The organism is Amycolatopsis sp. NBRC 101858, assembly GCF_030269325.1.
GTDB classification, from domain to species: Bacteria; Actinomycetota; Actinomycetes; order Mycobacteriales; family Pseudonocardiaceae; genus Amycolatopsis; species Amycolatopsis ponsaeliensis.
Genome location: NZ_BSTD01000008.1, coordinates 332,012 through 357,720, shown reverse-complemented (window position 1 = coordinate 357,720; position 25,709 = coordinate 332,012). Strand labels below are relative to the sequence as shown.

Genomic DNA, 25,709 nt, shown 5'->3' with positions numbered 1-25,709 from the left:
TCACCGCGGCGGCCGCACCACCGGCGGCGGGGCCACGACGACCTTCCGGGCCGGCACGTCCTCGTGCGCCGCCGTCATGAACCCGCGCCAGACGTCGGCCGGGACGACGTCGCCGGTGAGCTTCGCGCCGTTCGCGTCCTTCAGCAGGCGCTCGTCGTCGGAGCCGATCCAGACCGCGGCCGCCAGCCGCGGGGTGTAGCCGACGGCCCAGGCGTCCTGGTTGTCCGGGCTGCTGCCGTGCTCGGCCTCGCCGGTGCGCAGCGCCGCCCCGCCGCCGTCGGTCAGCGTGCCGGTGACGTCCCGGGCGATGCGGCGGCTCGCGTCTTCGTCGTCGTCGAACGCGGGGCGCGCGGTGTCGGTGTGCTCCCAGACGACCGCGCCGCTCTCGTCACGCACCTTCGCCACCAGGTGCGGGGTCGTGCGGACGCCGTCGTTCGCGAAGGTCGCGTAGGCGCCGGCCAGGTCCAGCGGCCGCAGCGGGTACCGGCCGATCGCGATGCCCGGCCCGATGAGGAAGCCGTCCTTCTCCCGCATGGTCGGCGTGCCGTCGACGGTCTCGGGGATGCCGGCCTGCCGCGCGGTTTCGCTCAGCGCGTCCGGGCCGAGCTTCTTCGCCAGGGCGATGAACGGGCCGTCGGCGTGGGCCTGCATCGCGGCGCGGGGCGTGCACTTGAGGCCGCAGACGTCCGGGTACTTGAACTTCTCGCCGAGGAACTCCTGTTCCTCGGGCGCGGGAACCGGCACGTCCGGGCCGTAGCCGCGGCGCAGGGCGGCGGCGAGCGTGAACGGGTAGAACGCCGAGCCGGCCGCGTGCGGCGTGCTCGCGTAGTCGCGGACGCCTTGGTCGCCGCCCTGGTAGACGCGTACGGCGCCGGTCTTCGGGTCGACGGCGACCACCGCGCCGCGGAACTCCTTCGGCTCGCCCTTCAGCCTGTCCTGCAACGCTTTCTTCGCGGCGTCCTGCAGGCCGCGGTCCAGCGTCGTCTCGACGGTCATGTTGCCCTGCTGGAGGCGGCCGAGCGGGAAGCCGTCCTCTTCGAGCTCGGCCAGGACCTGCTGCTTGATGTGGAACTCGTCGTAGGTGAGGCGGCCCGCGCGAGTCTCCGACGGCGCCTGGACCTCCTCGCCGGGGTAGGCCATCGGCTCACCGGCCTGCACGTAACCGCGGGCCACGAGCTTGTCGTGCACGTACTGCCAGCGCCGGGCGGCGTGGGCGTCGCCGGACGCGGCCGGGTCGTGCACCGACGGCGACTGGATCATCCCGGCGAGGAAGGCGGCTTCGCTCCACGTCATCGAGTCGTCGAGCTTCTTGCCGAAGTAGGCGTTCATCGCCGCGGCGGGCCCGAACGTGCCGCGGCCGAAGGAGATGATGTTGACGTAGCTCTCGAAGATCTGTTCCTTGCTCTGCTCCTGGGTGATCTTCGTGGACAGGACGAGCTCGGCGAACTTGCGGCCGAGGGTGGCGTCGTCGTCGCCGGTGGACTTCTTGATGTACTGCTGGGTGATCCCGGACCCGCCGCCGACGCCGGTGAGGAACGCGCGGCCGATGCCGGTCGGGTCGAAGCCCTGGTTGTCCCAGAAGGTCGGGTCTTCGGTGGCGATGATGGCGTCACGCAGCTTCTCGGGCACCTGCGCGTAGGGCACGAAGGTCCGGTCGCCGTCGGCCGGGATCACCTTGAGCAGCGGCGACCCGTCCGAGTACTGCAGGACGACGGTCTTGTCGAGCCCGGCGAGGACCTCTTGCGGGCTGCGGACGTCGAGCACGAGGTAGGCGACCCAGAAGGCGATCAGCGGCACGCCGACGAGCAGCCCGAAGGTCCAGTACCCGATGCGCCGGATCCGCCGCCACCGCCGGCGTCGCGGGGTGTCCGGCTGCTCGTTCTCTTCCTCTATTTCCTCGGTCGCCAAGGTCACGAATGGATGACGGCCGAACGGGTGAGGAGGTTCTGTGGAGAACTAACGAGGTTGTTCGAATCCTGTCAAGACGACGGCCGGGCCCCGGCGGCGACGTGAATGACTCGTTCACGACCTTCGGCCGGCGATCCCCGGGTGCCGCCTCCCGCACCCCGCGCGGCGACTCGCCGGAGGTGGCGTCGCCGATGCCGGTGCTACGCGAGGAACGCGCGCAGGAGCGACGCGGTGCCTTCGATGTGTTCCGCCATGGCCTGGCGGGCCGCGGGGGCGTCGCCGGCCAGGATCGCGTCGACGATCGCCTCGTGCTGGGCGTTCGAGTGCTCGAGGTTGGGCGGGAGCAGCGGGATCCGGTCGAGCAGCTGGTTGACGCGGGTGCGGGCGTCGGCCATCGCCGTGGTCAGGGAGCCGGACGCGGTCACCTCGGCGATCGCGAGGTGCAGGCGGGAGTCCTTGCGGCGGTAGTCGTCGAGGTCCGCGCTCGCGGCTTCGGCGAGCGTGCCGGTGAGGTGCCGGCGGTCGGCGGGGCTGAGCGAGCGGGCCGCGGCCATCTCCGCGGCGCCGGTCTCGAGGACGTAGCGGAGGCACAACGCGTCCTCCAGGCCGACGGCGTCGACCTTGCCGTCGGGTTCGGGTGGTCCGGGGAGGGTGTCGTGCACGAAAGTGCCGCCGTAGCGGCCTCGCCGTGACTCGACGTAACCGGCGTCGGAGAGGGCCCGGATGGCTTCGCGGAGCGTGACGCGGCTGACCCCGAGCCGTTCGGCGAGCTCCCGCTCCGACGGCAGCCGCTCCCCCGCACCGACCACGCCGAGGCGGATGGCCTGGAGCAGCCGCTCGACGGTCTCCTCGAAGGCGTTGCCCGCGCGGACCGGCCGGAACAGCGCTTCACCGGCATTCGCCACGGAGGTCGGTTCCATCCCGCGAGTTTAGGCCGCGGCGTGTGGATCACCCCCGGCGCGGCGCACCTTCGGAGTGGCCACGGATGATCGCTGTCGGTGACAATGTTGTTCGCGCGCGGAAAAACAGGTGGAACCGGACGGCCACGGTCGGCGACGATGACACCACCGAAACCGAACATCGACGCAGGGGGCGATCCGGTGCACTTCCTGATGGCCGAGGATCTGGTTCACGAGCGCGAGAACGAGCTGCGCCACGGAGTCCGCAACCGCCCGCCGGGCCGGGCGACGCCGAGCCGCAGCCCGGGAACGAGAAAACAGCAGCTCGGCTGGAGACTGGTCGAGGTGGGGTTGAAGCTGGCGGTGGAAGACGAGGACCGGCGGAACTGAGCCGTCAGCACTCGATGACGTTCACCGCCAAGCCGCCGCGGGCCGTCTCCTTGTACTTCACGCTCATGTCCGCGCCCGTCTCGCGCATCGTCTTGATCGCCTTGTCCAGCGTCACCACGTGGCTGCCGTCCCCCCGCATCGCCATGCGGGCCGCGTGGATCGCCTTCGACGCGCCCACCGCGTTGCGCTCGATGCACGGGATCTGGACCAGCCCGCCCACCGGGTCGCACGTCAGGCCGAGGTGGTGCTCCACCCCGATCTCCGCCGCGTTCTCCACCTGGGCCGGCGAGCCACCCAGCACCTCCGTCAGCCCCGCCGCCGCCATCGCCGACGCCGAACCGACCTCGCCCTGGCAGCCGACCTCCGCTCCCGAGATCGAGCCCGTCTGCTTGAGGATCGAGCCGATCGCGGCCGCCGTGAGCATGAACGTCACGATGCCGTCGTCCGTCGAATGCCGGATGAACCGCTGGTAGTAGTGCAGCACCGCCGGGATGATCCCCGCCGCGCCGTTGGTCGGCGCCGTGACCACGCGCCCGCCCGCGGCGTTCTCCTCGTTCACCGCCAGCGCGTACAAGCTGACCCAGTCCATCGCGTACAGCGGGTCGTCCGCGCCGTCCTCGGCCAGGAGCTTCTCGTGCAACGCCTTCGCGCGCCGCGGCACCTTCAGCCCGCCCGGCAGGACCCCTTCGTGCGTGCAGCCGTTGCGGACGCACTCCGCCATGACCGCCCAGATGTCCAGCAGCCCGGCCCGGACCTCGTCGCGCGAACGCCAGGACAGCTCGTTCGCCATCATGATCTCGCTGATCGGCAGCCCGGTCGACGCGCAGTGCCCGAGCAGGTCCGCGCCGGTGCGGAACGGGTACGGCACCGGCGTCGAGTCCTCGACGAACACCGTGTCGGTCTCGTACGACTCGTCGCGGACGAAACCGCCGCCCACCGAGTAGTACGTGCGCTCGCGCAGCAGCGAACCGGACGCGTCGAACGCCCGGAACACCATGCCGTTCGGGTGCGCCGGCAACGACTTGCGGCGGTGCATGGTGAGGTCGTTGTCCTCGTCGAACGCGATCTCGTGCGTGCCGGCCAGCAGCAACCGCCCGGACTCGCGGATCTCCGCGATGCGCCCGGGCACGACGTCCGTGTCGATCGCTTCGGGACGTTCGCCGGAAAGCCCGAGGAGGACGGCTTTGTCGCTGCCGTGGCCGAACCCGGTCGCGCCGAGCGAGCCGAACAGCTCGGCCTGGAGGCGGGACACCGAGCCGAGGTCGTCGCCGAGTCCGTCCACAAAGGTCCGGGCCGCCCGCATCGGCCCGACGGTGTGGGAGCTCGACGGGCCGATGCCGATGGAAAACAGGTCGAAGACGCTGATCGCCATTGATCCGCCCCTTCCTATCGCGCCAGCAGGGAGCTGGCTTCTTGCGCGGCCGGGCCCTGGTCGGCGAGGTGCCGCAGGTTCTCCGGCAGCTCCTCCCCACGGTAGCCCTTGGTCTGCGCGTACAGCCGTCCCGCGCGGTAGGACGACCGCACCAGCGGCCCGGCCATCACACCGGCGAAGCCCATCGCTTCGGCGGCCTTGGAGTGCTCGACGAACTCCTCCGGCTTCACCCAGCGATCGACCGGGTGGTGCCGCGGCGAGGGACGCAGGTACTGCGTGATCGTCAAGATCTCGCACCCCGCGTCCACCAGGTCCTGCATCGCGGGCGCCACCTCGTCCGGCGTCTCCCCCATGCCCAGGATGAGGTTGGACTTCGTCACCAGGCCCGCTTCACGTGCAGCCGTGATGACCTCGAGCGAACGCGCGTACCGGAACCCGGGACGGATCCGCTTGAAGATCCGCGGCACCGTCTCCACGTTGTGCGCCAACACCTCCGGCCGCGACCCGAACACCTCGGCCAGCTGCGCCGGATCGGCGTTGAAGTCCGGGATCAACAACTCGACACCGGTACCCGGGTTCAAATCGTGAATCTGACGGACGGTCTCCGCATACAGCCAGGCACCGCCGTCCTCGAGGTCATCCCGGGCGACACCGGTGACCGTCGAGTACCGCAGACCCATCGCCTGCACGGACTCCGCGACCTTGCGGGGCTCAGTGCGGTCGAGGGCGGCGGGCTTACCCGTGTCGATCTGGCAGAAGTCGCACCGGCGGGTGCATTGGTCGCCGCCGATGAGGAACGTGGCTTCGCGGTCTTCCCAGCATTCGTAGATGTTGGGACAACCCGCCTCTTCGCAGACGGTGTGCAAGCCTTCACGGCGCACGAGGCCCTTGAGTTCGGTGAACTCCGGCCCCATCCGCACCCGCGTCTTGATCCACGGCGGCTTCTTCTCGATCGGCGTCTCACTGTTGCGGACCTCGAGCCGCAGCAGCTTCCGCCCCTCGGGCAGCGCGCTCATCGCGAAAGGTCCGCGTACAACGGGTGCTTCGCGGCCAGCGCCTCGACGCGGTCGCGCAGCTTCGACCGCAGGGCGTCGTCGAAGTCCGGCTTCAGCGCCTCGGCGATGACGTCGGCGACCTCGGCGAAGTCCTCGGCCTGGAAACCGCGGGTGGCCAGCGCCGGCGTGCCGATGCGCAGGCCCGACGTGATCATCGGCGGGCGCGGGTCGAACGGGACGGCGTTGCGGTTGACCGTGATGCCGACCTCGTGCAGCCGGTCCTCGGCCTGCTGTCCGTCCAGAGTGGACTGGACGAGGTCGACCAGCACCAGGTGGACGTCGGTGCCGCCGGTCAGCACGCGGACACCCACCGACGAGCAGTCGTCCTGCGACAGCCGCGACGCCAGAATGCGCGAACCCTCGAGAGTCCGCTGCTGACGCTCGCGGAACTCCTCGCTCGCGGCGATCTTCAGCGCGACGGCCTTGGCCGCTATGACGTGCTCCAGCGGCCCGCCCTGCTGACCGGGGAACACGGCCGAGTTGATCTTCTTCGCCAGCTCCTGCCGCGACAGGATGAGGCCGCCGCGCGGGCCGCCGAGGGTCTTGTGCGTGGTCGTGGTGACGATGTCGGCGTGCGGCACCGGCGACGGGTGCAGCCCGGCCGCGACCAGCCCGGCGAAGTGCGCCATGTCCACCATCAGGCGAGCGTCGACGAGGTCGGCGATGCGGCGGAACTCGGCGAAGTCGAGCTGACGCGGGTAGGCGGACCAGCCGGCGATGATCAGCTTCGGCTGGTGCTCGACGGCCAGGCGCTCGATCTCGGCGAGGTCGACGATGCCGGTCTCTTTGTCGACGTGGTAGGCGACGACGTTGTAGAGCTTGCCCGAGAAATTGATCTTCATCCCGTGCGTCAGGTGGCCGCCGTGCGCCAGGTCGAGGCCGAGGATCGTGTCGCCCGGCTTGAGCACGGCGAACATCGCGGCCGCGTTGGCCTGCGCGCCCGAGTGCGGCTGGACGTTGGCGTGCTCGGCCCCGAACAGCGCCTTCGCGCGGTCGATGGCGAGTTGCTCGACGACGTCGACGTGCTCGCAGCCGCCGTAGTAGCGACGCCCGGGGTAGCCCTCGGCGTACTTGTTGGTCAGCACCGAACCCTGCGCCTCGAGCACGCCCACCGGGGCGAAGTTCTCGGAGGCGATCATCTCCAGGGTGGACTGCTGGCGGGTGAGCTCGTCGGCGACGGCCGCCGCGACCTCGGGGTCGACGTCGGCGAGGTGGGCGTCGAAGGTCGTCATCAGTTCTCCTGGGTGAGCGCGGCGTACGCGGCGGCGTCGAGCAGTTCGGGCACGTCCCCGGAGAGACGCACCTTCAGCAGCCAGCCTTCCGTGTACGGGTCCTCGTTGATGACCTCGGGGCGGTCCGATGTGGCCTCGTTCACCTCGACGACCTCGCCGGACACGGGCGCGTACAGCTCGCTGACCGACTTGGTCGACTCGACCTCGCCGAACACCTCGCCCGCGGTCACGGTGGCGCCGGCGTCGGGCAGCTGGACGAACACGATGTCACCGAGCGACTCGGCGGCGAAGGCGGTGATGCCGACGGTGGCGACGCCGTCCTCGACGTTCAGCCACTCGTGTTCCTTGGTGTACTTCAGGTTCTCGGGGATGCTCACGGTGAAAGTCCTTTACGCGCGGGAGTAGAAGGGCAGGGCGACGACCTCGACGGGCTCGATCCTGCCCCGGATGTCGACGGAGAGCTCGGTGCCGGGCTCGGCGTACGCCCGATCGACGTACGCCATCGCGATCGGGTAACCCAGCGTGGGCGACAGCGCGCCGCTGGTGACCTCGCCGATCTCGGCGCCGTCGGCCAGCAGCTTGTAGCCGTGCCGCGGCGCACGCCGGCCCGCTCCGCGAAGCCCGACCCGCACGCGCGGGACGTCCGCCTTGGACCGCTCTTCCAGTGCCGCGCGGCCGACGAAGTCGCCCGGCTTCTCGAACTTGACGACGCGCCCGAGCCCGGCTTCGAACGGGCTCTGGTCGAGGGTGAGTTCGTTGCCGTACAACGGCATCCCGGCTTCCAGCCGCAGCGTGTCGCGGCAGGCGAGCCCGGCCGGGACCAGGCCGTGGCCCTCGCCCGCCTCGGTCAGGATGCGCCAGACCGCCGGGGCTTCGTCGGCGTTCACGAACAGCTCGAAGCCGTCCTCGCCGGTGTAGCCGGTGCGGGCGAGCAGGACGTCGTGGCCCTTCACGACGGCCGGGACGCTGGCGTAGTACTTGAGCGCGTCGAGGTCGGCGTCGGTGACGGCGCCGAGGATCGCGACGGCGTTCGGGCCCTGGACGGCGATCAGCGCGGTCGTCTCGGACCGGTCGTCGACCACCGCGTCGAAGCCCGCGACCCGCTCGGCCAGCGCGTCCGCGACGACCTTCGCGTTGCCCGCGTTCGCGACGACCAGGTAGTGCTCGTCGGCCAGCCGGTAGACCACCAGGTCGTCCAGCACGCCGCCGGAGGCGTCGCAGATCATCGTGTACCGCGCGCGGCCCGGCTTGACCCCGGTGAGGTTGCCGACCAGCGCGAAGTCCAGGACGTCGGCGGCCTGCTTGCCGGTGACGTGGATTTCGGCCATGTGCGAGAGGTCGAACAGCCCGGCCGCCTCGCGGACCGCCTTGTGCTCGGCCAGCTCGCTGGCGTAGCGGACCGGCATGGACCAGCCGGCGAAGTCGGTGAACAGCGCACCGAGTCCCTTGTGGACTCCGTGGAGGGAGGTTTCCTTCGACACGTCGGGATCAGCCTTCGTAAGCGTTGAGGGGCGGGCAGGAGCAGACGAGGTTGCGGTCCCCGCGGGCGCCGTCGATGCGCCGCACCGGCGGCCAGTACTTGTTCTTGCGCGACACCCCGGCCGGGTACACGGCCAGCTCGCGGTCGTAGGGCTTGTCCCACTCCCCGACCAGCGTCTCCGCGGTGTGCGGGGCGCCCCGCAGCGGCGACTCCTCGGCACTCCACTTGCCGGAAGCGACCTCGTCGATCTCGGCGCGGATGGCGATCATCGCGGCGATGAACCGGTCGATCTCGCCCAGGTCCTCGGACTCGGTCGGCTCGACCATCAGCGTGCCCGCGACCGGGAACGACATGGTCGGCGCGTGGAAGCCGTAGTCGATGAGCCGCTTCGCGACGTCGTCGACCGTCACGCCGGTCTCCTTGGTGAGCTGCCGCAGGTCGAGGATGCACTCGTGCGCGACCAGGCCGTCCTGGCCGGTGTAGAGCACCGGGTAGTGCGGGGCCAGCCGCGAGGCGACGTAGTTCGCGGCCAGCACGGCCACCTTCGTCGCGGCGGTCAGGCCGGGCGCGCCCATCATCCGGACGTAGGCCCAGGAGATCGGCAGGATCGACGCCGAGCCGTACGGCGCGCCGCTGATCGGGCCGACACCGGTCTCCGGACCGGCCGCCTCCAGCAGCGGGTGGTTCGGCAGGTACGGCGCGAGGTGCGCGCGCACCGCGACCGGGCCGACACCCGGGCCGCCACCGCCGTGCGGGATGCAGAAGGTCTTGTGCAGGTTCAGGTGCGAGACGTCGCCGCCGAACTCGCCCGGCTTGGCCAGGCCCAGCAGGGCGTTGAGGTTCGCGCCGTCGACGTACACCTGGCCGCCGCCGTCGTGGACGATCTTCGCCAGCTCGTCGATCGAGTGCTCGTAGACGCCGTGCGTCGACGGGTAGGTGACCATGATCGCGGCGAGCGTGTCCTGGTGGGTGTCCACCTTGGACCGCAGGTCGGCGAGGTCGACGTTGCCCTCGTCGGTGCACTTGACGACGACCACGCGCATCCCGGCGAGCACCGCCGAAGCCGCGTTGGTGCCGTGCGCCGACGACGGGATCAGGCAGACGTCACGGGCCTCGTCGCCGTTCGCGCGGTGGTACGCACGGATCGCGAGGAGCCCGGCCAGCTCGCCCTGGCTGCCCGCGTTCGGCTGCAGCGACACCTGGTCGTAGCCGGTGACCTCGGCCAGCCAGTCCGCGAGCTGCCCCACGAGCGTGTGGTACCCCTCGGCGTCCTCGGCCGGCGCGAACGGGTGGATGCCGGCGAACTCGCGCCAGCTGATCGGCTCCATCTCGGTGGTGGCGTTGAGCTTCATCGTGCAGGAGCCGAGCGGGATCATGCCTCGGTCGAGCGCGTAGTCCAGGTCGGACAGGCGACGCAGGTACCGCAGCATCGCCGTCTCGGAGCGGTGGCTGCCGAAGACCTCGTGGCCCATGAAGCCGCTCTCGCGGGCCAGGCCGTTCGGGAGCGCGACGCCGTCTTCGACGTCCGCCTCGACGCCGAACGCGCGCAGGACCTTCGTGGCGATCGCCGGGGTGCTGACCTCGTCGAAGGCGACGCGGACGTGGTCGGCGTCGACGTGACCGAGGTTGATCCCGGCCTCGCGGGCAGCCGCGTGGACCTCGGCGGCCCGGCCCGGGACGCGCGCGACGACCGTGTCGAAGAAGGACTCGTGGACGACCTCGACGCCGGTCTTGCGGAGAGCGTCGGCGAAGCCCGCGGCGAGGCCGTGGACCCGCTGGGCGATCCGCTTGAGGCCGTCCGGGCCGTGGTAGACCGCGTACATCGCGGCCAGCACGGCCGGGAGGACCTGCGCGGTGCAGATGTTGGACGTCGCCTTCTCGCGGCGGATGTGCTGCTCACGCGTCTGCAGCGCCAGCCGGTAGGCCGGGTTGCCGTCGGCGTCGACCGAGACGCCGACCAGGCGCCCGGGCAGCGAGCGCTCGAGCCCGGCGCGGACGGACATGTACCCGGCGTGCGGGCCGCCGTAGCCGAGCGGGACGCCGAAGCGCTGCGTCGACCCGGCGGCGACGTCGGCGCCGAACTCGCCGGGGGCGGTGATCAGCGTCAGCGCGAGGAGGTCGGCGGCGACGGTGAACAGCGCGCCCGCGGCCTTCGCCGACTCGGAAATCGCGTGGTAGAAGCCGCGGCCGCGCAGCACACCGGACGCGCCGGGGTACTGGGCGACGACGCCGAAGAACTCGTCCGGCAGCCCGGTGAGCAGGTCGCGGACCTCGACCTCGATGCCGAGCGCCTCGACGCGGGTCCGCACGACGGCGATGGTCTGCGGCAGGCACTCGGCGTCCAGCACGACCTTGTTCGACTTCGACTTGGACGCGCGCCGCATCAGCGTGACGGCCTCGGCGACGGCGGTCGACTCGTCCAGCAGGGACGCGTTCGCGGTGGCCAGGCCGGTCAGGTCGGCGACCATCGTCTGGAAGTTGAGGAGCGCTTCGAGCCGGCCCTGGGAGATTTCCGGCTGGTAGGGCGTGTACGCGGTGTACCAGGCGGGGTTCTCGAGGACGTTGCGGCGGATCACGCCGGGGGTGACGGTGTCGGAGTAGCCGAGCCCGATCATCTGCGTCATCGGCCGGTTGCGCGCGGCGAGGGCACGCAGCTCCGCGGTGGCGTCCTCTTCGGACGCGGCCGGCGGGAGGGTGAGTTCACGGGTCGCGCGGATGGCGCTCGGGACGGCAGCGCCGACGAGGGCGTCCAGGCTGCCGTAACCGCACTCGGCCAGCATCTTCGCGCGCTCGGCCTCGGACGGGCCGATGTGGCGGGCGTCGAACTGCGTGGAAGTGATCGGGAGCTCCTCAGGCCGGGCGCACAAGGGTGCGCTGGGAACTCCCCCTCTGTCATGGCACCTGAGAGTTTCACCGTGCGGAGCACGGCTTTCACCTTGGGTGAGGCGCGGGTGCGCCTGCTTTCCAGAGTGGCCTCGCACGAAGCGGTAGCGGATACCTGAGAGATTCCGGGGAGTTTGCTCCTTCGGTGCCCCACTGACTTCGTGAGGGCTCTCCCGCCTCGGCTCGACGGCCCGATCTGCAGTTGTGGCGGCTACGGTACCTGCCGCCTCCGAGGTCCGTCTACTTCACACGGGCAACGCCACATCAGGTCCCGGCCGCGACCCGCCGCACGACGCTCCCGGCCAGTGTCGGCGGGCGGCGGACCCGGCCGGAGGGCAGGACCAGCCGTTTCAGCGGCCCGCCCAGCGGCACCGGCGGATGGCCGGCCTCCAGCAGCACCTGCTCGACGATCTGCTCGGCGTACCACGCCACCGCGTCGTTGAGGCGGTCCAGCGAGGGACGGTCGCCGTCGAAGACGTCCTCGTCGGCGAGCGTCACCTCGTAGTACGCGCAACCCGGTGGGACCGAGACCGCCGCCTCGATCGCGCGCGCTCCCTCCAGCGGGTCGGCGAACCCCGCTTCGAGCAGCGGCTCGCGGTAAATACGCGCTGCCCGCTCGCGCATGCGGGGGCCGTAGCGGACCACGACCGGGAGCCGGCCGGTCAGGTCGGGCACCTCCAGGCCGTGCAGCAGCATGATCGGCGGCACCGAGTGCACCAGCCGCGGCGCGGGCTCGGCCAGCTCGCGGGCGGCGATCCGGACGCGGTCGGCCATCGCGTCCGGGAGGCCGAAGTAGCGGAAGTCGACGTTGCCGAACCCGAGGCCGTCGGCGACCAGCGACGCCAGCAGCTCGCCGTACCCCCAGATCGGCGAGAGCACCACGACCGGCGGCGCGGCGACGACCGGCGCCGGCACGGGCGGGCGCGTCGCCTCCTGCTCGGGCACCTGGATCACCAGCCGCGGCGGCTCGTGCCAGTCGTGCACCTCGGCGACGCGCCAGTAGAGCCCGAGCGGGCGCCACAGTTCACCGAGGACGTCGTGCTCGAGGATCCGGCGCACCTCGGCGTCGTCGTGCGGGAAGTCCCGGGGCGCCACGACGCCGACGTAGTGGTGGTAGGTGACGCGGACCTCGTCGCCGCGGGTCGCGGAGCGGATCCGCATCTCCCAGTCGATCGGCGACGCGGCGATCAGGTTGGCCACCTGCGTGCCGGGCGAGGAGTAGACGAGCGCCGTGGCCTGCCGGAGGAACTGCCCGGCCTGGTCGATGCCCTCCCGCAGCGCCTTCGCGGCCTGGGCCACGTGCACCGGGCTGGCGAGGCTCTCGGGCAGCACGCCGGCGACCCGCAGCAGCTCGGCCTCCCCGAGCCCGGTGACCTCGGCGAGCTGAGCCCAGTGGTCGAAGACGGTCACCTTCGGCGCGTGCCGGTGCTCGATCCAGCTGCGCAGCGTCGACGTGGGAACGCCGATGCGTCTCGCGGCCTCGTCCAGGGAGAGCCCGCGCGACCGGATCCCGGCCCGGACCGCTTCCGCCCACTCGTCGGCGCGCCAGTGCGTCACCTCACAAAGCTAACGAAACCCGCTAGCTTTGCGCAGGGACGAATCGCCCATCCGGCATCGACGCTGGTCACCATGACCACCACCGTCATCGCCCTGACCCTGATCGTCGGCGTCCTGACCTTCGCCGCCGGTGCCTTCCTCGCCTCCGAGATCGCCGTGCGCGTGCTGCGGCGCCGCGAACGGCTCGTCTCCGAAGAGCGCAAGAAGCTCAACGCCGCCTGGAACTACCTGCGGGAGGTCTACGGCGTCAAGAAACCGACCAAGCGTTAGAGCGGGGTGACGTACGCGCCGGAGATGCCGCCGTCGACCAGGAACTGGGACGCCGTGATGAAGCTGGCGTCGTCGCTGGCCAGGAAGGCCACCGCCGCCGCGATCTCCTCGGGCTCGGCGAACCGGCCGACCGGGACGTGCACCAGCCGCCGCGCCGCGCGTTCCGGGTCCTTCGCGAACAGCTCCTTGAGCAGCGGCGTGTTGACCGGTCCCGGGCACAGCGCGTTGACGCGGATGTTCTCCCGCGCGAACTGGATGCCCAGTTCGCGGCTCATCGCCAGCACGCCGCCCTTCGACGCCGTGTAGGAGATCTGCGACGTCGCCGCGCCCATCACCGCGACGAACGACGCCGTGTTGATGATGGACCCGCGACCCTGGCGCTGCATGTGCGGCAGGACGGCCTTGCAGCAGTGGTACACCGACGTCAGGTTGACGCGCTGGACCCGCTCCCACGCCTCGATGCCGGTGGTCAGGATGGAGTCGTCCTCCGGCGGGGAGATGCCGGCGTTGTTGAACGCGACGTCGACCGAGCCGAACTGCTCGACCGTGCTGTGGAACAGGTTCTCGACCTGCTCTGCGTCGGTGACGTCGGTCTGGATGAACGCGCCGCCGACCTCGTCCGCGGCCGCCTTGCCCACGGCCGGCGTCAGGTCCGCGATGACGACCTTCGCGCCTTCGCTCGCCAGGCGGCGGGCCGAGGCCAGCCCGATGCCGCTCGCGCCGCCGGTGATGACCGCGACGCGGCCTTCGAAACGCTGGACCATTACTCCTCCGTGCTGAGAAAGACGTTCTTGGTTTCGGTGAACGCCGCCGCGGCGTCGGGGCCCAGCTCGCGGCCGAGGCCGGACTGCTTGAAGCCGCCGAACGGCGTCCAGTAGCGCACCGAAGAGTGCGAGTTGACCGACAGGTTGCCGGCTTCGACGCCACGCGCCACCCGGAACGCGCGGCCGGCGTCGCGGGTCCAGATCGACCCGGACAGGCCGTACTCGGTCGCGTTGGCCAGCCGGATCGCGTCGGCCTCTTCGGCGAACGGCACGACGGCGACGACCGGGCCGAAGACCTCGTCCGCCGCGGCCGGGTGCCGCAGGTCGGGCGGGGTGAGGACGGTCGGCGGGAACCAGTACCCGGGCCCGGTGGGCGCGCTGCCGCGGAACGCGACCGGCGCGTCGTCCGGGACGTAGGAAGCGACCTTCTCGCGGTGCGCGGCCGAGATCAGCGGGCCCATCTCGGTCTTCTCGTCGCCGGGGTCGCCGACGACGACGCCGTGCACCGCGGGTTCGAGCAGCTCCATGAAGCGGTCGTACACACTCGCCTGCACCAGGATCAGCGAGCGGGCGCAGCAGTCCTGGCCCGCGTTGTCGAAGACGCCGTAGGGCGCGGTCGCCGCGGCCTTCTCCAGGTCGGAGTCGGCGAAGACGATGTTCGCGTTCTTGCCGCCCAGCTCCAGCGTCACGCGCTTCACCTGGGCCGCGCAGCCGGCCATGATCTGCTTGCCGACCTCGGTGGAGCCGGTGAAGACGACCTTCCGCACGCCCGGGTGGTCCACGAACCGTTGCCCCACAACGGATCCCTTGCCGGGCAGCACCTGGAAGACGTCTTCCGGGATACCCGCCTCGCGCGCCAGCTCGCCGAGCCGGATCGCGGTGAGCGGCGTCAGCTCGGCCGGCTTGAGGACGACGGTGTTGCCGGCGGCGAGCGCGGGCGCGAAGCCCCAGCCCGCGATCGGCATCGGGAAGTTCCACGGCACGATCACGCCGACCACGCCCAGGGGCTCCTGAAAGGTGACGTTGATGCCGCCCGGGACCGGGATCTGCTTGCCGATCAGGCGTTCCGGCGCGGCGGAGTAGTAGTTGAGCACGTCGCGGACGTTGCCCGCCTCCCAGCGGGCGTTGCCGATGGTGTGCCCGGAGTTCTCGACCTCGAGCCGCGCGAGGTTCTCGATGTCAGCCTCGACGGCGTCGGCGAAACGGCGCAGCAGCCGCGCGCGGTCGCCGGGGGTGACGTCGCGCCACGCCGGGAACGCCGCCTGGGCGCGGGCGATCGCCGCGTCCGTCTCCTCGGCGCTGGTCAGCGGGACGGTCCGCACCACCTCCTCGGTGGCGGGGTTCAGGACGTCGAACGTCGTCATTTCCTCTCCTTGCTCGCTTCGACGAGGGCCTGGAACAGCCGGACGTCGTCGGTGTCCTGCTCGGGGTGCCACTGCACGCCCAGGGTGAACTCGCCGGGGACTTCGGCGGCTTCGATCGTGCCGTCGGCGGCCCAGCCGACCGGGTCCAGGCCCGCGCCGAGCCGGTCGATCGCCTGGTGGTGGTAGCACAGCGTCTTGGTTTCCGAGCCGAGGATCGCCGCCGCCCGGCTGCCCTCGGCGAGCGTGACGGTGCCCCGGCCGAACGTCGCGGGCGCGGGCTGGTGCTCGGTCGTCTCCCGGGCCTCGGGCAGGTGCTGGACCAGGGTGCCGCCGAGGGCGACGCTCATCACCTGCAGGCCGCGGCAGACGCCGAGCACCGGTTTGCCCTGGCGCCGGGCCGCTTCGAACAGACCGAACTCGAAGGCGTCCCGGTTCGGCCGGATGTAGGTGGTGGGGTGCTGCTCCTGGCCGTAGCGCTCCGGCTCGACGTCGGCGCCCCCGGTCAGCACCAGGCCGTCCACAGTGGACACCAGCCGGTCGAACTCGTCGCTCACCGGCGGCAGCAGCACCGGGATGCCGCCGGCCGCGACGACGCAGTCGACGTAGACCCGGTGCAGCAGCACGGCTTCGGTCTCCCACACCAGGAACTTCGCGGGTTCCAGGTAGCTGGTGAGCCCGATGACGGGCTTAGAGCCGTTCGAAGCCACGGACCAGCTCCCAGTCGGTGACAGCGGCGTTGTAGGCGTCCACCTCGATCTTCGCCGCGTTCAGGTAGTGCTCGACGACGTCCTCACCGAACGCCTCGCGCGCCAGCTCGCTGCCGGCCAGCGCGGCGGCGGCCTCGGGCAGCGTCGTCGGCACCGTGTCGCGGTCGGAGTTGTAGGCGTTGCCGGTGAAGGGCTCTTCCAGCTCCAGCTCGTTCTCGATGCCGTGCAGGCCGGCGGCGATGAGCGCGGCGACGGCCAGGTACGGGTTGACGTCCCCGCCCGGCACGCGGTTCTCGACGCGCAGCGACTCGCCGTGGCCGACGACGCGCAGCGCGCACGTGCGGTTGTCGGTGCCCCACGCGATCGCGGTCGGCGCGAAACTGCCGGGCACGAACCGCTTGTAGGAGTTGATGTTCGGCGCGAGGAAGTACGTCAGCTCGTGCAGTCCGGCGAGCTGGCCGGCGAGGAACTGCTCCATGAGCGTCGAGAAGCCGTGGTCGTGGTCGCCCGCGAGCACGGCGCGGCCCTCGGTGGAGCGCAGGCTGATGTGGATGTGGCAGGAGTTGCCCTCGCGCTCGTTGTACTTCGCCATGAACGTGAGGCTCTTGCCCTCCTGCGCGGCGATCTCCTTGGCGCCGTTCTTGTAGACGCTGTGGTTGTCGCAGGTGCTCAGCGCGTCGGTGTAGCGGAAGGCGATCTCCTGCTGGCCGGGGTTGCACTCGCCCTTCGCGGACTCCGGGTAGAGCCCGGCGCCGGCCATGTCGTTGCGGATGCGGCGCAGCAGCGGCTCGAGGCGCGCGGTGCCGAGCATCGAGTAGTCGACGTTGTACTGGTTGGCGGGCTTGAGGCCGTGGTAGTGCTTGTCCCACGCGGCTTCGTAGGTGTCGTCGAAGACGATGAACTCGAGCTCGGTCCCGACGTAGGCGGCGAGCCCGCGCTCGGCGAGGCGGTCGAGCTGGCGGCGCAGGATCTGGCGCGGCGACATCGGCACCGGCCCGCCTTCGACGCGCTCGACGTCGGCCAGGACCAGCGCGGTGCCCTCGTGCCAGGGGATCTCGCGCAGGGTTTCGAGGTCGGGGCGCAGCACGAAGTCGCCGTAGCCGCTGTCCCAGGAGGAGAGCGCGTAGCCGTCGACGGTGTTCATGTCGACGTCCACGGCGAGGAGGTAGTTGCACGCCTCGGTGGCGTGGCCGACGACCTCGTCCAGGAAGTACTCCGCCGAGCAGCGCTTGCCCTGGAGCCTCCCCTGCATGTCCGTGATCGCGACGAGCACGGTGTCGATCGTGCCCGCGTCCACCCGCGCCCGGAGCTCGTCGAGCGTGAGCATGCCTCGTCTGCGTGCCATCAGCCGCCCCAAAGGTTTGATGCGAATCCTTTGCGGCTTCTTCCTACCCGGTCACGCCCGACGGGTCAACTGGAACAAAGGTATTTTCTTGAACCATTGGATCGCCGGTCGGTATGCGCCGTTTGCCCGGCTGAGAAGAGTCTGTGAATTCCGCTCCGACGGGAGGAATCCGGGGTACTCCCACGTTGTACGGGCAGGAGAGGTGAGATCGATGACCACATTCACGCAGCAGAACACGATCGGACAGCAGCAGGCGCGGCCCCAGCTGCCCACCCTGCCCACCGGCTGGCCGATCGGTTCCTACGAGTCCTACGAGCAGGCGCAGCGCGCGGTCGACCACCTCGCGGGCGCGGAGTTCCCGGTCACCGACGTCACGATCGTGGGCGTGGAGCCGATGCTCGTCGAGCGCATCGCCGGCAAGATGTCCTGGGGCAAGGTCCTGGGCAGCGCGGCGACGTCCGGCGCGATGTTCGGCGTGTTCCTCGGGTTGGTGCTGAGCCTGCTGAACCCGGGCGCGGGCCTGGTCCCGATCGTGATCGGCCTGGTCGCCGGTCTCGGGTTCAACCTGCTGTTCGGCGCGCTCGGGTACGCGGCCAACCGCAACAAGCGCGGGTTCATCTCCCAGAGCCAGCTGGTCGCCCGCAGGTACGACGTCCTGTCCCAGCCCCGCAACGCGGAGAAGGGACGTGCCCTCCTGGCGGACCTGGCGGCTCGCAGCGCCTTCGGCCACTGACGCCCACTGACGCACTGAGAACGAAGGCCACCTCCCGAGCGGGGAGGTGGCCTTCGTCGTGTCCGGGCCCGGCTGTGGACAACCCGCGCGGAGAGCGCCGGAACTGTCGGTGCCCACCGGTAGCGTGGAAAACGGGGGCTGCTCAGGTGCCCGACGACACCGTCGGCGCGTCCGGGATCTCCTCCGGGTCCGGCGACCCCTCCCGCCGGCCCACCCGCAGCAAGTCGCCCCATCGGCCGCGGTCGTAGCGCGCCGGGGGCGTCTGCGTCAGGAACTCGCGCAGGATCTCCAGGAACCGCTGCGGGTCGGAGCGGTGCGGGAAGTGGCCCGCGCCCTCGAACAGCACCAGCCTGCTGCCCGGCATCGCCCGGTGCGCGCGCAGCGCGTGGCCGCTCGGCACGACCCGGTCGTCCGTCCCCCACACCAGCAGCGTCGGGATTCCCTCGGTCAGGTAGCAGCGATCGAGCATGTTGACCACCTGCCCGCGCCAGTCGACGACCGACCGCAGGGTCCGCAGGAACGCCGAGCGCGTGCTCGGCTCGAGCAGCCGGACGTAGCGGGTCACCACGTAGTCGAGGTCCGGCCCCAGCCCCAGCCCTTCGGACACCCGCAGCAGCTCGGCGAGCCCGCGCAGCGCCGTCAGCGCCGGCCGCGTGCCCAGCAGCGGCAGCACCAGCCCCGCGCCCGGCGCCGCGGCCAGCCGCAGCAGCGGGTGCACGCTCGCCCCGACGCCGCCCGAGCCGACCAGCACGAGCCGTTCGCAGCGTTCCGGGAACTGGTAGGCGAACTGCATCGCGACACCGCCGCCGAGCGAGTGCCCGATCACCGTCACGCGGTCGACGTCGAGCGTGGTCAGCAGGTCGCGCATGCCGCACGCGTAGGCCGCGACGGAGTAGTCCGCGCGCGGCTTGGCCGACGCGCCGTGGCCGAGCAGGTCGGGGGCGATCACCGTGTGGTCGGCCGAGAGCGAGGCCAGCAGCTCCAGCCACGTCGCCGAGTCGTCGCCGATGCCGTGCAGGAACAGCAGAGCGGGCCCGCGCCCGGCCATCCGGTAGGCGCGCTCGTACCCGTGGACGACCCGTGTCCGCGGGGCGAAGGTGTCCGCCCCGACCTCCGTGAGTGGCACGGATCCAGCTCAGCACGCCCGCGTTTCACCCACGTTGGGATCGGGTGAACACCGCGAGCGGCGGAAGGTCGAAGACCGCCCCCGGATCGGTCCGGAGGCGGCCTTCGTCGCGTCAGGAGCGGCCCCGACCTCCGCTCCTGATGGCTTCTACCTGGTCGGCGTCGTGGACGGCGGCGGAGTGGCCGTCGTCGTGGGCGCGGGCGTCGTCGTGGCCGTCGGCGGCACCGTCACCTTCGGGATCGCCGCGCTGAACGGCACCCCCGCGTCCTCGCGGCAGGCCGAGCGGTACCCGTTGTAGCCGTTGTAGTTGCCCTGGTCGTCGGTGACGCCTTGGTCGATCTTCGGCCGCGGGAACCGGTTGTCCTCGCCGATCTTCTCCTTCGTCCCGCTCGAGCGCTCGCAGCCGTAACGGGTCAGCGTGATCGGCCGGCCCTGCTCGTCGTAGAGGTAGACCTCCGTCAGCGGCTTGCCCTCGGCGTCGAACGCGTAGACGTTCTCGATCTCGCGGTTGCCGTAGCTCAGCTGCTCGTTGCCGTACCGGTCGGACGACGACGGGTAGTACGACGGCGAGCTCGAGTACGAGTTCCGGTGCGAGATCAGGTCGACCGCGGCGCCGAACCCGCCCAGGATGCCGCCGATGACGAACGCCGAGATCGGCACGGCCACCCAGAGCAGCCGCCGGTCGCGCCGCAGCCGCGGACCCGCCCAGACGGCCGCGCCGCCCGCGACGAGCAGGAACGGCAGCAGCAGCACGGCACTGCGCGTGCGCAGCATGAGCAGCAGCCCGAAGGCGATCAGGACGACGGCGCACACGATCCACCACGCCGGCTTCAGCGAAGCGAGGTAGTTCAGCGCCTTCCCGGAGTCTTCCTGCTGACGCCCCTTGTTCAGCGCCTGCCGCAGCCACACCACCTCCGGCAGCGCGAGCACCGGCTCGACCCCGCCCTTCAGCAGCAGGAACAGGCTGACGAGGAACACCGGCAGGAACAGCACCGCGCCCAGCAGCCCGTCGGGGTCGACCCGGACCGCGGCGGCGAACGCGAACAGCGCGAGCGCCACCGCGCAGAGCACCAGGCCCCAGAAGGCGATCCGCGGCTTCGCGAGGCTCGGGCTCTTGGCCGTGGCGAGCACCTGCGTCGCGCCTTCGGCCGCCGGCGGGTACCCGCCGGACGCACGCAGCTCGGCGGCGTAGCTCTCGGGGGTGCCGAGCCGTTCGATCAGGGCCTCGACGCGGGCGCTCTCCCCCAGTTCGGCCTCCAGCTCCGCCAGGTGCGGGCGGACGTCTTCGAGGATCTCTTCGATCTCGCTCGCGGGCAGGTCGGCGAGCGCGGTGCGGACCCGCGCCAGATACACCCGCACGGCGGTCGGCTTGTCGCTCATGCTGCCTCTCCCACTGCGTCTCCCAGGAGTACGTTCATCGTCGATGCGAAGCTCTGCCAGGTCTTGCCCGACTCCGCCAGGCGGAGCCGGCCCGGCTCGTTCAGGCTGTAGTACTTGCGGTGCGGGCCCTCTTCGCTGGGCACCACGTACGAGGTGAGCAGGCCGGCCTTGTAGAGCCTGCGCAACGTCCCGTACACCGACGCGTCCCCCACCTCGTTCAGGCCGGCGCTCCTGAGTCTTCGCAGGACGTCGTACCCGTAGCCGTCTTCCTCGCGGAGCACCGCGAGCACGGCCAGATCGAGCACCCCTTTGAGCAGCTGACTGATCTCCACTGCACCCTCCAGTCTTACGCTTGGAAAGGTACCACGCATTGCACAGTAGTGCGCACGGCGGAGGGCCAACCGGGCGCGTCAGGCCGTTTCAGGCGGTCGGGTCCACCGGGCGCTCGAAGAAGGATTCGAGGATGACGATGGTCTGCGTGCCGGTGACGCCGTCGATCGTGAACAGGCGGCGCAGCGACGCCTGGAGCTCCTCGGTCGTCGGCGTGCGCACCTTGACCAGCAGCGACGCCGGCCCCGCGATGACGTGCGCCTCCACCACCTCGGGCAGCGCTTCGAGGGCCGCGCGCACCGGCTCGTCCCCCATCCAGGCGTTGGCCTCGACGAGGACGAACGCCGCGACACCGCGGCCGACCGCGGCCGGGTCGACGTCCACCGTGGTCCGGCGGATGACGCCCTGCTCGCGCAGCTTGCGGACGCGCTCGTGGGCCGCCCCCGCGGAAAGGCCGACGGCCTTGCCCAGCGCGGCGTACGCCTGCGTCGCGTCCTGCTGGAGTTCGGCGAGCAGCATGCGATCCACGTCGTCCACGGCTTGACCATATCAGGTTCGGCGATCCATGCTTGACGCAGAATCTCATTAGGGGTGACACATGGATCTGGTGAAGACGGACTTCGAGGTGCTGGACGAGCGCTTCGCCCGCGTCAACGGCGACGAGTGGATGCAGCGCCTGCACACCGGCTGCCGCTGGACCGAGGGGCCGGCGTACTTCCCGGCCGGGCGCTACCTGGTGTTCAGCGACATCCCGAACGACCGCACGCTGCGCTGGGACGAGACGACGGGCCAGGTCGGCGTGTTCCGGCAGCCTGCCCACTATTCGAACGGCCACACGGTCGACCGCGCCGGGCGGCTGGTCAGCTGCGAGCAGGGCCGCCGCCAGGTGACGCGCACCGAGCACGACGGGACGATCACCGTGCTGGCGTCGGAGTTCGAGGGGAAGCGCTTCAACAGCCCGAACGACGTCGTCGAGCACTCGGACGGGTCAATCTGGTTCACCGACCCGAGTTACGGCATCGACAGCGACTACGAGGGGTTCCGGGCGGAGAGCGAGATCGGCGCGTGCCACGTGTACCGCGTGGCACCGTCGGGTGAGGTGCGGATCGTCGCGGACGACTTCTCCCGCCCGAACGGGCTGGCGTTCTCGGCCGACGAGTCGCTGCTGTACATAGTGGACACGCGGCAGAAACCCAGCCACATCCGGGTGTTCGAGGTGGGCCGCGAGGGCGCGCTGACCGGCGGATCGGTTTTCGCGACGTGCGACAACGGCGTGTTCGACGGGGTCCGGGTGGACAGCGAGGGCCAGGTCTGGGCGGCGGCGCACGACGGGTTGCACTGCTTCGCGGCCGACGGGACGCGGATCGGGAAGCTGCGGGTGCCGGAGATCTGTTCGAACTTCACGTTCGGGGGCGCGAGGGGGAACGAGCTGTTCATCACGGCTTCGAGCTCGCTGTACACGCTGAGGGTGACGGTCAACGGGGCTCGCTACCCGCGTTGATCGAGTGCGCCGGCCTGGATCCGGTCCACCACCGCCGCGCGCTGCCAGGCGCGGCTCACCCGGACCAGCCACGCCGCTTCCGCCAGGACGTCCGCGTCCGGGAGGGAGTCCGGCGTCGCCTCGGTCGGGGCGAACCTTCGTCCCTGGCGGCCCGCCTCGATCGCCGCGGCCAGGGTCACCGCCTCGACCGTCGGTGCCAGCTCGGCTTCCGGCACTCCCGCCCGGCGGGCCGCCGTCTCCGCCCGGGCCGGGAGGTCCGGGTCGAAGTGGGCCCGCAGCGCCAGGTGACCGTCGCGGATCTCGATCACCCTGCGGTACAGCGCGAACTCGGCACCGCCCGTCAGCTCTCGGCCCGGGTCCAGCGCGATGCCGGGCACCGCCGCGCGCAACGCCGTCCACAGCGGCTCGATGCGGCGGTACGCCCGGTACGCCCGCACCCGGCCGATCGCCGACGACACCGCCGGCGACCACGCGCTGAGCGTCGCGCCGGCCGCCACGAAGCCGATCGTCGTCGCGGCGAGCACCGACGACGGCACGTCCTCACGGGCGCCGATCCGGGCGGTCTCGGCGAGCTGGCGGACGTCGTCGATGTCCCAGAACGTCCACGCGAACGCCGCGCCCACGCCGACGACCAGCAGCCACAGCCCGGTGCGCAGCGGGCCCGGTTCCGCCTGCCACGCGCTGCGGGCGAACACCGCGATCAGCAGGGCGAGGCTGATCAGGCTGTAGGTCAGGAAGACGAGCTTGTCGGCCAGGGCGAAGGGCAGGCCGGCGTCCGAGAAGACCGTGTCGTCGCCGACGCGCCGCGGTCCGGAAAGCGTGAAGCACACGGCGAGCAGCACCATCGTCGCGCCCGTGAACAGCGCGTGCAGGGCGAGCCGGGCGCCTTCGCCGCGCCACACCGACTGCGTGAACGCCACGGCGAAGCCGATCGCGCCCAGCTTCAGCTCGTCGCCGGCCAGGCTCAGGACCCACTCGGCCACCGGGCCCGGGCCCACGAGGGCGGCCATCGCGGGGGTCAGCACGACGATGCCGACGGCGATGCAGATGCCGAACCCGGCGAGGAACCACATGGTGCGCACCGGCTGGCTGCGGCGCGCTTCGACGAGCTTGTACCCGAACCCGGCGAACCCGATCAGGCAGAGGTGGTAGGCCAGGGTCTCGGTCACGGCGCCCGGCGGCGGTCCCGGCCGCCGAAGAGGGAGTCGAAGCGCCGCACGCCGTCCGGGACGTCGGCGGCGAACTCGCGCGGCTCCCCGGGCCGGACGACGCGCTGGGCGAGCAGGCTCGCGACGAGCTCGGCCTCGCGCTCCTCGACCTCGGTGTAGGTGGTGCGGCCGAGCACGCGCCGGACCAGCTCGGGCGAGAGGCTGGGCATGAGCTGCCGCCCGGCGGCGGCGTCGAGCGCGACACCGTCCGCGCCGCCGGCCGGGCCGGTGTGGCCGCAGAGCAGGTGGCCGACCTCGTGGAGCAGGATGTGCTGCCGGTGCAGGGCGGTGGTGGTGGTCGGGTAGAGGATGTAGTCGGCGCGTTCGGTGCTCATGAGCAGCCCGCAGGGGGTGCCTTCCGGAGCGCTGACGGGCATGAGCTCGATGGGCCGCCCCCGCCCGGCGGCCAGGGCGGCGACGAAGGTCCCGGCATCGAAGGGCTCGGGAAGGGTGACGGCATCGGCGACCTCGCGGGCCCGCTTCCACAGCGCCCGCCCCGGTCGCCGGAGCCACGATGTCCGCGCCACGTCAGCCCTCCCTCACGCCGCGACCCCACGGCTCCGGCCGGTTCAACGCGACGGCCGCAGCGGGGATACGCGGGGGAAGCAAGATCGGCCACGCGGATTGCGGACCGGTCGGCGAGCTGAGAGTGGACGCGGGTTCCGGCGAACGTCCCGGGGTCACAGGGCACGGCCTGCGGAGGAAGGCAGCGCCAGCCGTGCGACCCGGGTCAGCCCCACGGCGGTCGCGATGAGCGGCGCCTGGCCGGCAGCTCGAACCTGCCGGCGAGCCGGCGCTCTGCAGGCCGTCCGCAGCACTCGGCTCGCTTGCCGATCCCGCGAACGCCGTCACCTCAGCCCTCCCTCTTCGGTCCGCTGCGACCGGCCTCCCTTCGGGCGATCGCGTCGATCATGTCGCTGATCGTGTCCAAGCCGTCCGAGGACAACGTCACCGCTCGCAGTGCCAGGTCTCGGACCCCCGCGTCGCGCAGGGCCCCCAGCAGTGCAAGCTCCTCCGCGATCTTCGTGCTCTGCTCGTCGTCGAAGAAGTATGCCGGAGGTACCCCGAAGAACTGGGCCAGTGCTTCGAGGTGACGCTTCGTCGGGTTGTCGCGGCGGCCCGTGCGCAGCTGCCACAGGTACGTCGTCGAGAAGCTCTCGCCCGTTGCCTCACGACAGGCCTTCGCGACCTCTTCGTTGCTGTACGGCTCCCGATCGGGCCTGCGGACCACGTGGAACAGCCGGTCGATCTTGTCGGCCAGCGTCGACTTGCCGGGCTCCTTGACCACGATGCACTCCCTCAGCTACCAGGCACATTCATCCTAGCTGAAAGCTGAACACCATTTATCAACGCGAGTTCGCCCTCGGCCTCGGCTGGCAGCGGGGACAGGAGAACGACGACCGGTTCATGAACGGCTCCCGCCGGATCGCCGTTCCGCACCGGTGGCACGGCAGCCCCTCCTGGCCGTACGCGTCCAGTGACCGGTCGAAGTACCCCGACTGCCCGTTGATGTTCACGTACAGCGCGTCGAACGACGTCCCGCCCGCGCCCAGCGCCGCGTTCATCACGTCCGACGCCGCCGTCAGCAGCTCACGCCCCTTCGCCAAGGTGAGCTTTTCCGTCGGCCGGGACCAGTGCAGGCGAGCGCGCCACAGCGCTTCGTCCGCGTAGATGTTGCCGATGCCCGACACCAGCGTCTGGTCCAGCAGCGCCCGCTTGACCTCGGTGCGCCGCGACCGCAGCGCGCGGACCGCCGCGTCGAGGTCGAACGCCGGGTCCATCGGGTCGCGGGCGATGTGCGCGATCGTGTCCGGCAGCAGCACCTCGTTGAGGTCGTCGAGCGCCAGGCCGCCGAACGTCCGCTGGTCGACGAACCGCAGCTCCGGCCCGTCGTCGTCGAAGCGCAGCCGCACCCGCAGGTGCTTCTCGTCCGGCGCCTCCTCCGGCTGGACGAGCATCTGCCCGCTCATCCCGAGGTGGGCGAGCAGCGCCTCCTTGTCCGACAGCTCCAGCCACAGGTACTTGCCGCGCCGACGCGCCGCCTCGACGCGGGTGCCGGCCAGCCGCTTCGCGAAGTCCTCCGCGCCCAGCGCGTGCCGGCGGATGGCGCGCGGGTGCAGGACCTCCGCCTCGCGGATGGTCCGGCCCGCGACGTGCGTCTGCAGGCCCAGGCGGACGACTTCGACCTCGGGGAGTTCGGGCATG

At 71.2% G+C, this 25,709-nt stretch carries 25 protein-coding genes and 1 riboswitch; of the genes, 4 read left to right on the top strand and 21 right to left on the bottom strand.

Features of this window, described 5'->3' with window-relative positions:
• Positions 1 to 1,914 (bottom strand): transglycosylase domain-containing protein, encoded by a 1,914-nt coding sequence (locus QSK39_RS48760; protein ID WP_285484670.1) that lies wholly within the window; start codon positions 1,912 to 1,914, stop codon positions 1 to 3.
• 194 nt (positions 1,915 to 2,108) lie between these two features.
• Positions 2,109 to 2,828, bottom strand: coding sequence for a FadR/GntR family transcriptional regulator (locus QSK39_RS48755; protein WP_285484669.1), 720 nt, complete (start codon positions 2,826 to 2,828; stop codon positions 2,109 to 2,111).
• Positions 2,829 to 2,906: 78 nt separating this feature from the next.
• Here QSK39_RS48755 and QSK39_RS48750 point away from each other — a divergent pair, with 78 nt between their 5' ends.
• Positions 2,907 to 3,197 (top strand): hypothetical protein, encoded by a 291-nt coding sequence (locus tag QSK39_RS48750; protein ID WP_285484668.1) that lies wholly within the window; start codon positions 2,907 to 2,909, stop codon positions 3,195 to 3,197.
• Positions 3,198 to 3,201: 4 nt separating this feature from the next.
• Here the strand turns inward: QSK39_RS48750 and QSK39_RS48745 are convergent, their stop codons facing one another.
• The 7 genes from QSK39_RS48745 to QSK39_RS48715 all read right to left on the bottom strand — a co-directional run bounded on the left by QSK39_RS48745 (position 3,202) and on the right by QSK39_RS48715 (position 12,776).
• Complete coding sequence (locus tag QSK39_RS48745) at positions 3,202 to 4,569, bottom strand: L-serine ammonia-lyase (protein WP_285484667.1); 1,368 nt, start codon at positions 4,567 to 4,569, stop codon at positions 3,202 to 3,204.
• 14 nt (positions 4,570 to 4,583) lie between these two features.
• A complete protein-coding gene (gene lipA, locus QSK39_RS48740) occupies positions 4,584 to 5,585 on the bottom strand; it encodes a lipoyl synthase (RefSeq protein WP_285484666.1) in 1,002 nt (333 codons plus the stop codon).
• Entirely contained in the window at positions 5,582 to 6,856 is a 1,275-nt protein-coding gene (glyA, locus tag QSK39_RS48735) for a serine hydroxymethyltransferase (RefSeq protein ID WP_285484665.1), read from the bottom strand. Before glyA ends, lipA begins: the two co-directional genes overlap by 4 nt.
• The gene (gene gcvH / locus QSK39_RS48730; RefSeq protein WP_285484664.1) at positions 6,856 to 7,233 is read right to left on the bottom strand and encodes a glycine cleavage system protein GcvH; all 378 of its coding nucleotides are present in this window, start codon (positions 7,231 to 7,233) and stop codon (positions 6,856 to 6,858) included. The genes glyA and gcvH overlap by 1 nt, the downstream gene beginning before the upstream one ends.
• A gap of 12 nt (positions 7,234 to 7,245) precedes the next feature.
• Complete coding sequence (gcvT, locus tag QSK39_RS48725; RefSeq protein WP_285484663.1) at positions 7,246 to 8,337, bottom strand: glycine cleavage system aminomethyltransferase GcvT; 1,092 nt, start codon at positions 8,335 to 8,337, stop codon at positions 7,246 to 7,248.
• A 7-nt stretch (positions 8,338 to 8,344) separates the two neighbouring features.
• Positions 8,345 to 11,176, bottom strand: coding sequence for an aminomethyl-transferring glycine dehydrogenase (gene gcvP, locus QSK39_RS48720; protein ID WP_285484969.1), 2,832 nt, complete (start codon positions 11,174 to 11,176; stop codon positions 8,345 to 8,347).
• A gap of 39 nt (positions 11,177 to 11,215) precedes the next feature.
• Positions 11,216 to 11,314: riboswitch (glycine riboswitch) on the bottom strand.
• Between the two features lie 169 nt (positions 11,315 to 11,483).
• Positions 11,484 to 12,776, bottom strand: a complete 1,293-nt coding sequence (locus tag QSK39_RS48715) for an XRE family transcriptional regulator (RefSeq protein ID WP_285484662.1) — start codon at positions 12,774 to 12,776, stop codon at positions 11,484 to 11,486.
• Positions 12,777 to 12,848: 72 nt separating this feature from the next.
• On the opposite strand from QSK39_RS48715, the gene QSK39_RS48710 reads away from it, so the two are divergent.
• On the top strand, positions 12,849 to 13,046 hold the full coding sequence (locus QSK39_RS48710; RefSeq protein ID WP_285484661.1) for a hypothetical protein: 198 nt from the start codon (positions 12,849 to 12,851) through the stop codon (positions 13,044 to 13,046).
• Here the strand turns inward: QSK39_RS48710 and QSK39_RS48705 are convergent.
• Genes QSK39_RS48705 through QSK39_RS48690 form a run of 4 tightly spaced genes read right to left on the bottom strand, consistent with a single transcriptional unit; the run spans position 13,043 to position 17,226 of the window.
• On the bottom strand, positions 13,043 to 13,810 hold the full coding sequence (locus QSK39_RS48705; protein WP_285484660.1) for a 3-oxoacyl-ACP reductase: 768 nt from the start codon (positions 13,808 to 13,810) through the stop codon (positions 13,043 to 13,045). The genes QSK39_RS48710 and QSK39_RS48705 overlap by 4 nt on opposite strands.
• A complete protein-coding gene (locus tag QSK39_RS48700; RefSeq protein ID WP_285484659.1) occupies positions 13,810 to 15,174 on the bottom strand; it encodes an aldehyde dehydrogenase family protein in 1,365 nt (454 codons plus the stop codon). Before QSK39_RS48700 ends, QSK39_RS48705 begins: the two co-directional genes overlap by 1 nt.
• Positions 15,171 to 15,881: a gamma-glutamyl-gamma-aminobutyrate hydrolase family protein gene (locus QSK39_RS48695; RefSeq protein WP_285484658.1), complete on the bottom strand. Its 711-nt coding sequence runs from the start codon at positions 15,879 to 15,881 to the stop codon at positions 15,171 to 15,173. Before QSK39_RS48695 ends, QSK39_RS48700 begins: the two co-directional genes overlap by 4 nt.
• Entirely contained in the window at positions 15,862 to 17,226 is a 1,365-nt protein-coding gene (locus tag QSK39_RS48690; protein WP_285484657.1) for a glutamine synthetase family protein, read from the bottom strand. Before QSK39_RS48690 ends, QSK39_RS48695 begins: the two co-directional genes overlap by 20 nt.
• Positions 17,227 to 17,437: 211 nt before the next feature.
• Here QSK39_RS48690 and QSK39_RS48685 point away from each other — a divergent pair, with 211 nt between their 5' ends.
• On the top strand, positions 17,438 to 17,959 hold the full coding sequence (locus tag QSK39_RS48685; protein WP_285484656.1) for a YflT domain-containing protein: 522 nt from the start codon (positions 17,438 to 17,440) through the stop codon (positions 17,957 to 17,959).
• 142 nt (positions 17,960 to 18,101) lie between these two features.
• On the opposite strand, the gene QSK39_RS48680 is transcribed toward QSK39_RS48685, so the two are convergent.
• The 4 genes from QSK39_RS48680 to QSK39_RS48665 form a co-directional block, all read right to left on the bottom strand.
• Positions 18,102 to 19,007, bottom strand: coding sequence for an alpha/beta fold hydrolase (locus QSK39_RS48680; RefSeq protein WP_502873387.1), 906 nt, complete (start codon positions 19,005 to 19,007; stop codon positions 18,102 to 18,104).
• 225 nt (positions 19,008 to 19,232) lie between these two features.
• Positions 19,233 to 20,465 carry a DUF1700 domain-containing protein gene (locus QSK39_RS48675; protein WP_285484654.1) on the bottom strand — a complete coding sequence of 411 codons (1,233 nt, stop codon included), beginning with the start codon at positions 20,463 to 20,465 and terminating at the stop codon, positions 19,233 to 19,235.
• Positions 20,462 to 20,797: a PadR family transcriptional regulator gene (locus QSK39_RS48670; protein ID WP_285484653.1), complete on the bottom strand. Its 336-nt coding sequence runs from the start codon at positions 20,795 to 20,797 to the stop codon at positions 20,462 to 20,464. The genes QSK39_RS48675 and QSK39_RS48670 overlap by 4 nt, the downstream gene beginning before the upstream one ends.
• 88 nt (positions 20,798 to 20,885) lie before the next feature.
• Positions 20,886 to 21,332, bottom strand: a complete 447-nt coding sequence (locus QSK39_RS48665; protein ID WP_285484652.1) for an Lrp/AsnC family transcriptional regulator — start codon at positions 21,330 to 21,332, stop codon at positions 20,886 to 20,888.
• 61 nt (positions 21,333 to 21,393) lie between these two features.
• On the opposite strand from QSK39_RS48665, the gene QSK39_RS48660 reads away from it, so the two are divergent.
• A complete protein-coding gene (locus QSK39_RS48660; protein WP_285484651.1) occupies positions 21,394 to 22,296 on the top strand; it encodes an SMP-30/gluconolactonase/LRE family protein in 903 nt (300 codons plus the stop codon).
• Here the strand turns inward: QSK39_RS48660 and QSK39_RS48655 are convergent.
• The 4 genes from QSK39_RS48655 to mutM form a co-directional block, all read right to left on the bottom strand.
• Positions 22,284 to 23,465, bottom strand: a complete 1,182-nt coding sequence (locus QSK39_RS48655) for an MAB_1171c family putative transporter (RefSeq protein ID WP_285484650.1) — start codon at positions 23,463 to 23,465, stop codon at positions 22,284 to 22,286. The genes QSK39_RS48660 and QSK39_RS48655 overlap by 13 nt on opposite strands.
• Positions 23,462 to 24,031, bottom strand: coding sequence for a hypothetical protein (locus tag QSK39_RS48650; RefSeq protein WP_285484649.1), 570 nt, complete (start codon positions 24,029 to 24,031; stop codon positions 23,462 to 23,464). The genes QSK39_RS48655 and QSK39_RS48650 overlap by 4 nt, the downstream gene beginning before the upstream one ends.
• 326 nt (positions 24,032 to 24,357) lie before the next feature.
• Positions 24,358 to 24,792 (bottom strand): helix-turn-helix domain-containing protein, encoded by a 435-nt coding sequence (locus QSK39_RS48645; RefSeq protein WP_285484648.1) that lies wholly within the window; start codon positions 24,790 to 24,792, stop codon positions 24,358 to 24,360.
• A 58-nt stretch (positions 24,793 to 24,850) separates the two neighbouring features.
• Entirely contained in the window at positions 24,851 to 25,708 is an 858-nt protein-coding gene (gene mutM / locus QSK39_RS48640; protein ID WP_285484647.1) for a bifunctional DNA-formamidopyrimidine glycosylase/DNA-(apurinic or apyrimidinic site) lyase, read from the bottom strand.
• Position 25,709: the final 1 nt, after the last annotated feature.

Excerpts from the sequence above, each read along its gene's own strand:
- QSK39_RS48680 (WP_502873387.1), bottom strand. The coding sequence starts at position 19,007 with ATGGCCGGGCGCGGGCCCGCTCTGCTGTTCCTGCACGGCATCGGCGAC.
- QSK39_RS48755 (WP_285484669.1), bottom strand. The coding sequence starts at position 2,828 with ATGGAACCGACCTCCGTGGCGAATGCCGGTGAAGCGCTGTTCCGGCCG.
- QSK39_RS48675 (WP_285484654.1), bottom strand. The coding sequence starts at position 20,465 with ATGAGCGACAAGCCGACCGCCGTGCGGGTGTATCTGGCGCGGGTCCGC.
- QSK39_RS48700 (WP_285484659.1), bottom strand. The coding sequence starts at position 15,174 with ATGACGACGTTCGACGTCCTGAACCCCGCCACCGAGGAGGTGGTGCGG.
- QSK39_RS48685 (WP_285484656.1), top strand. The coding sequence starts at position 17,438 with ATGACCACATTCACGCAGCAGAACACGATCGGACAGCAGCAGGCGCGG.
- lipA (WP_285484666.1), bottom strand. The coding sequence starts at position 5,585 with ATGAGCGCGCTGCCCGAGGGGCGGAAGCTGCTGCGGCTCGAGGTCCGC.
- mutM (WP_285484647.1), bottom strand. The coding sequence starts at position 25,708 with ATGCCCGAACTCCCCGAGGTCGAAGTCGTCCGCCTGGGCCTGCAGACG.
- QSK39_RS48705 (WP_285484660.1), bottom strand. The coding sequence starts at position 13,810 with ATGGTCCAGCGTTTCGAAGGCCGCGTCGCGGTCATCACCGGCGGCGCG.
- QSK39_RS48710 (WP_285484661.1), top strand. The coding sequence starts at position 12,849 with ATGACCACCACCGTCATCGCCCTGACCCTGATCGTCGGCGTCCTGACC.
- glyA (WP_285484665.1), bottom strand. The coding sequence starts at position 6,856 with ATGACGACCTTCGACGCCCACCTCGCCGACGTCGACCCCGAGGTCGCG.
- QSK39_RS48745 (WP_285484667.1), bottom strand. The coding sequence starts at position 4,569 with ATGGCGATCAGCGTCTTCGACCTGTTTTCCATCGGCATCGGCCCGTCG.
- QSK39_RS48690 (WP_285484657.1), bottom strand. The coding sequence starts at position 17,226 with ATGGCACGCAGACGAGGCATGCTCACGCTCGACGAGCTCCGGGCGCGG.
- QSK39_RS48660 (WP_285484651.1), top strand. The coding sequence starts at position 21,394 with ATGGATCTGGTGAAGACGGACTTCGAGGTGCTGGACGAGCGCTTCGCC.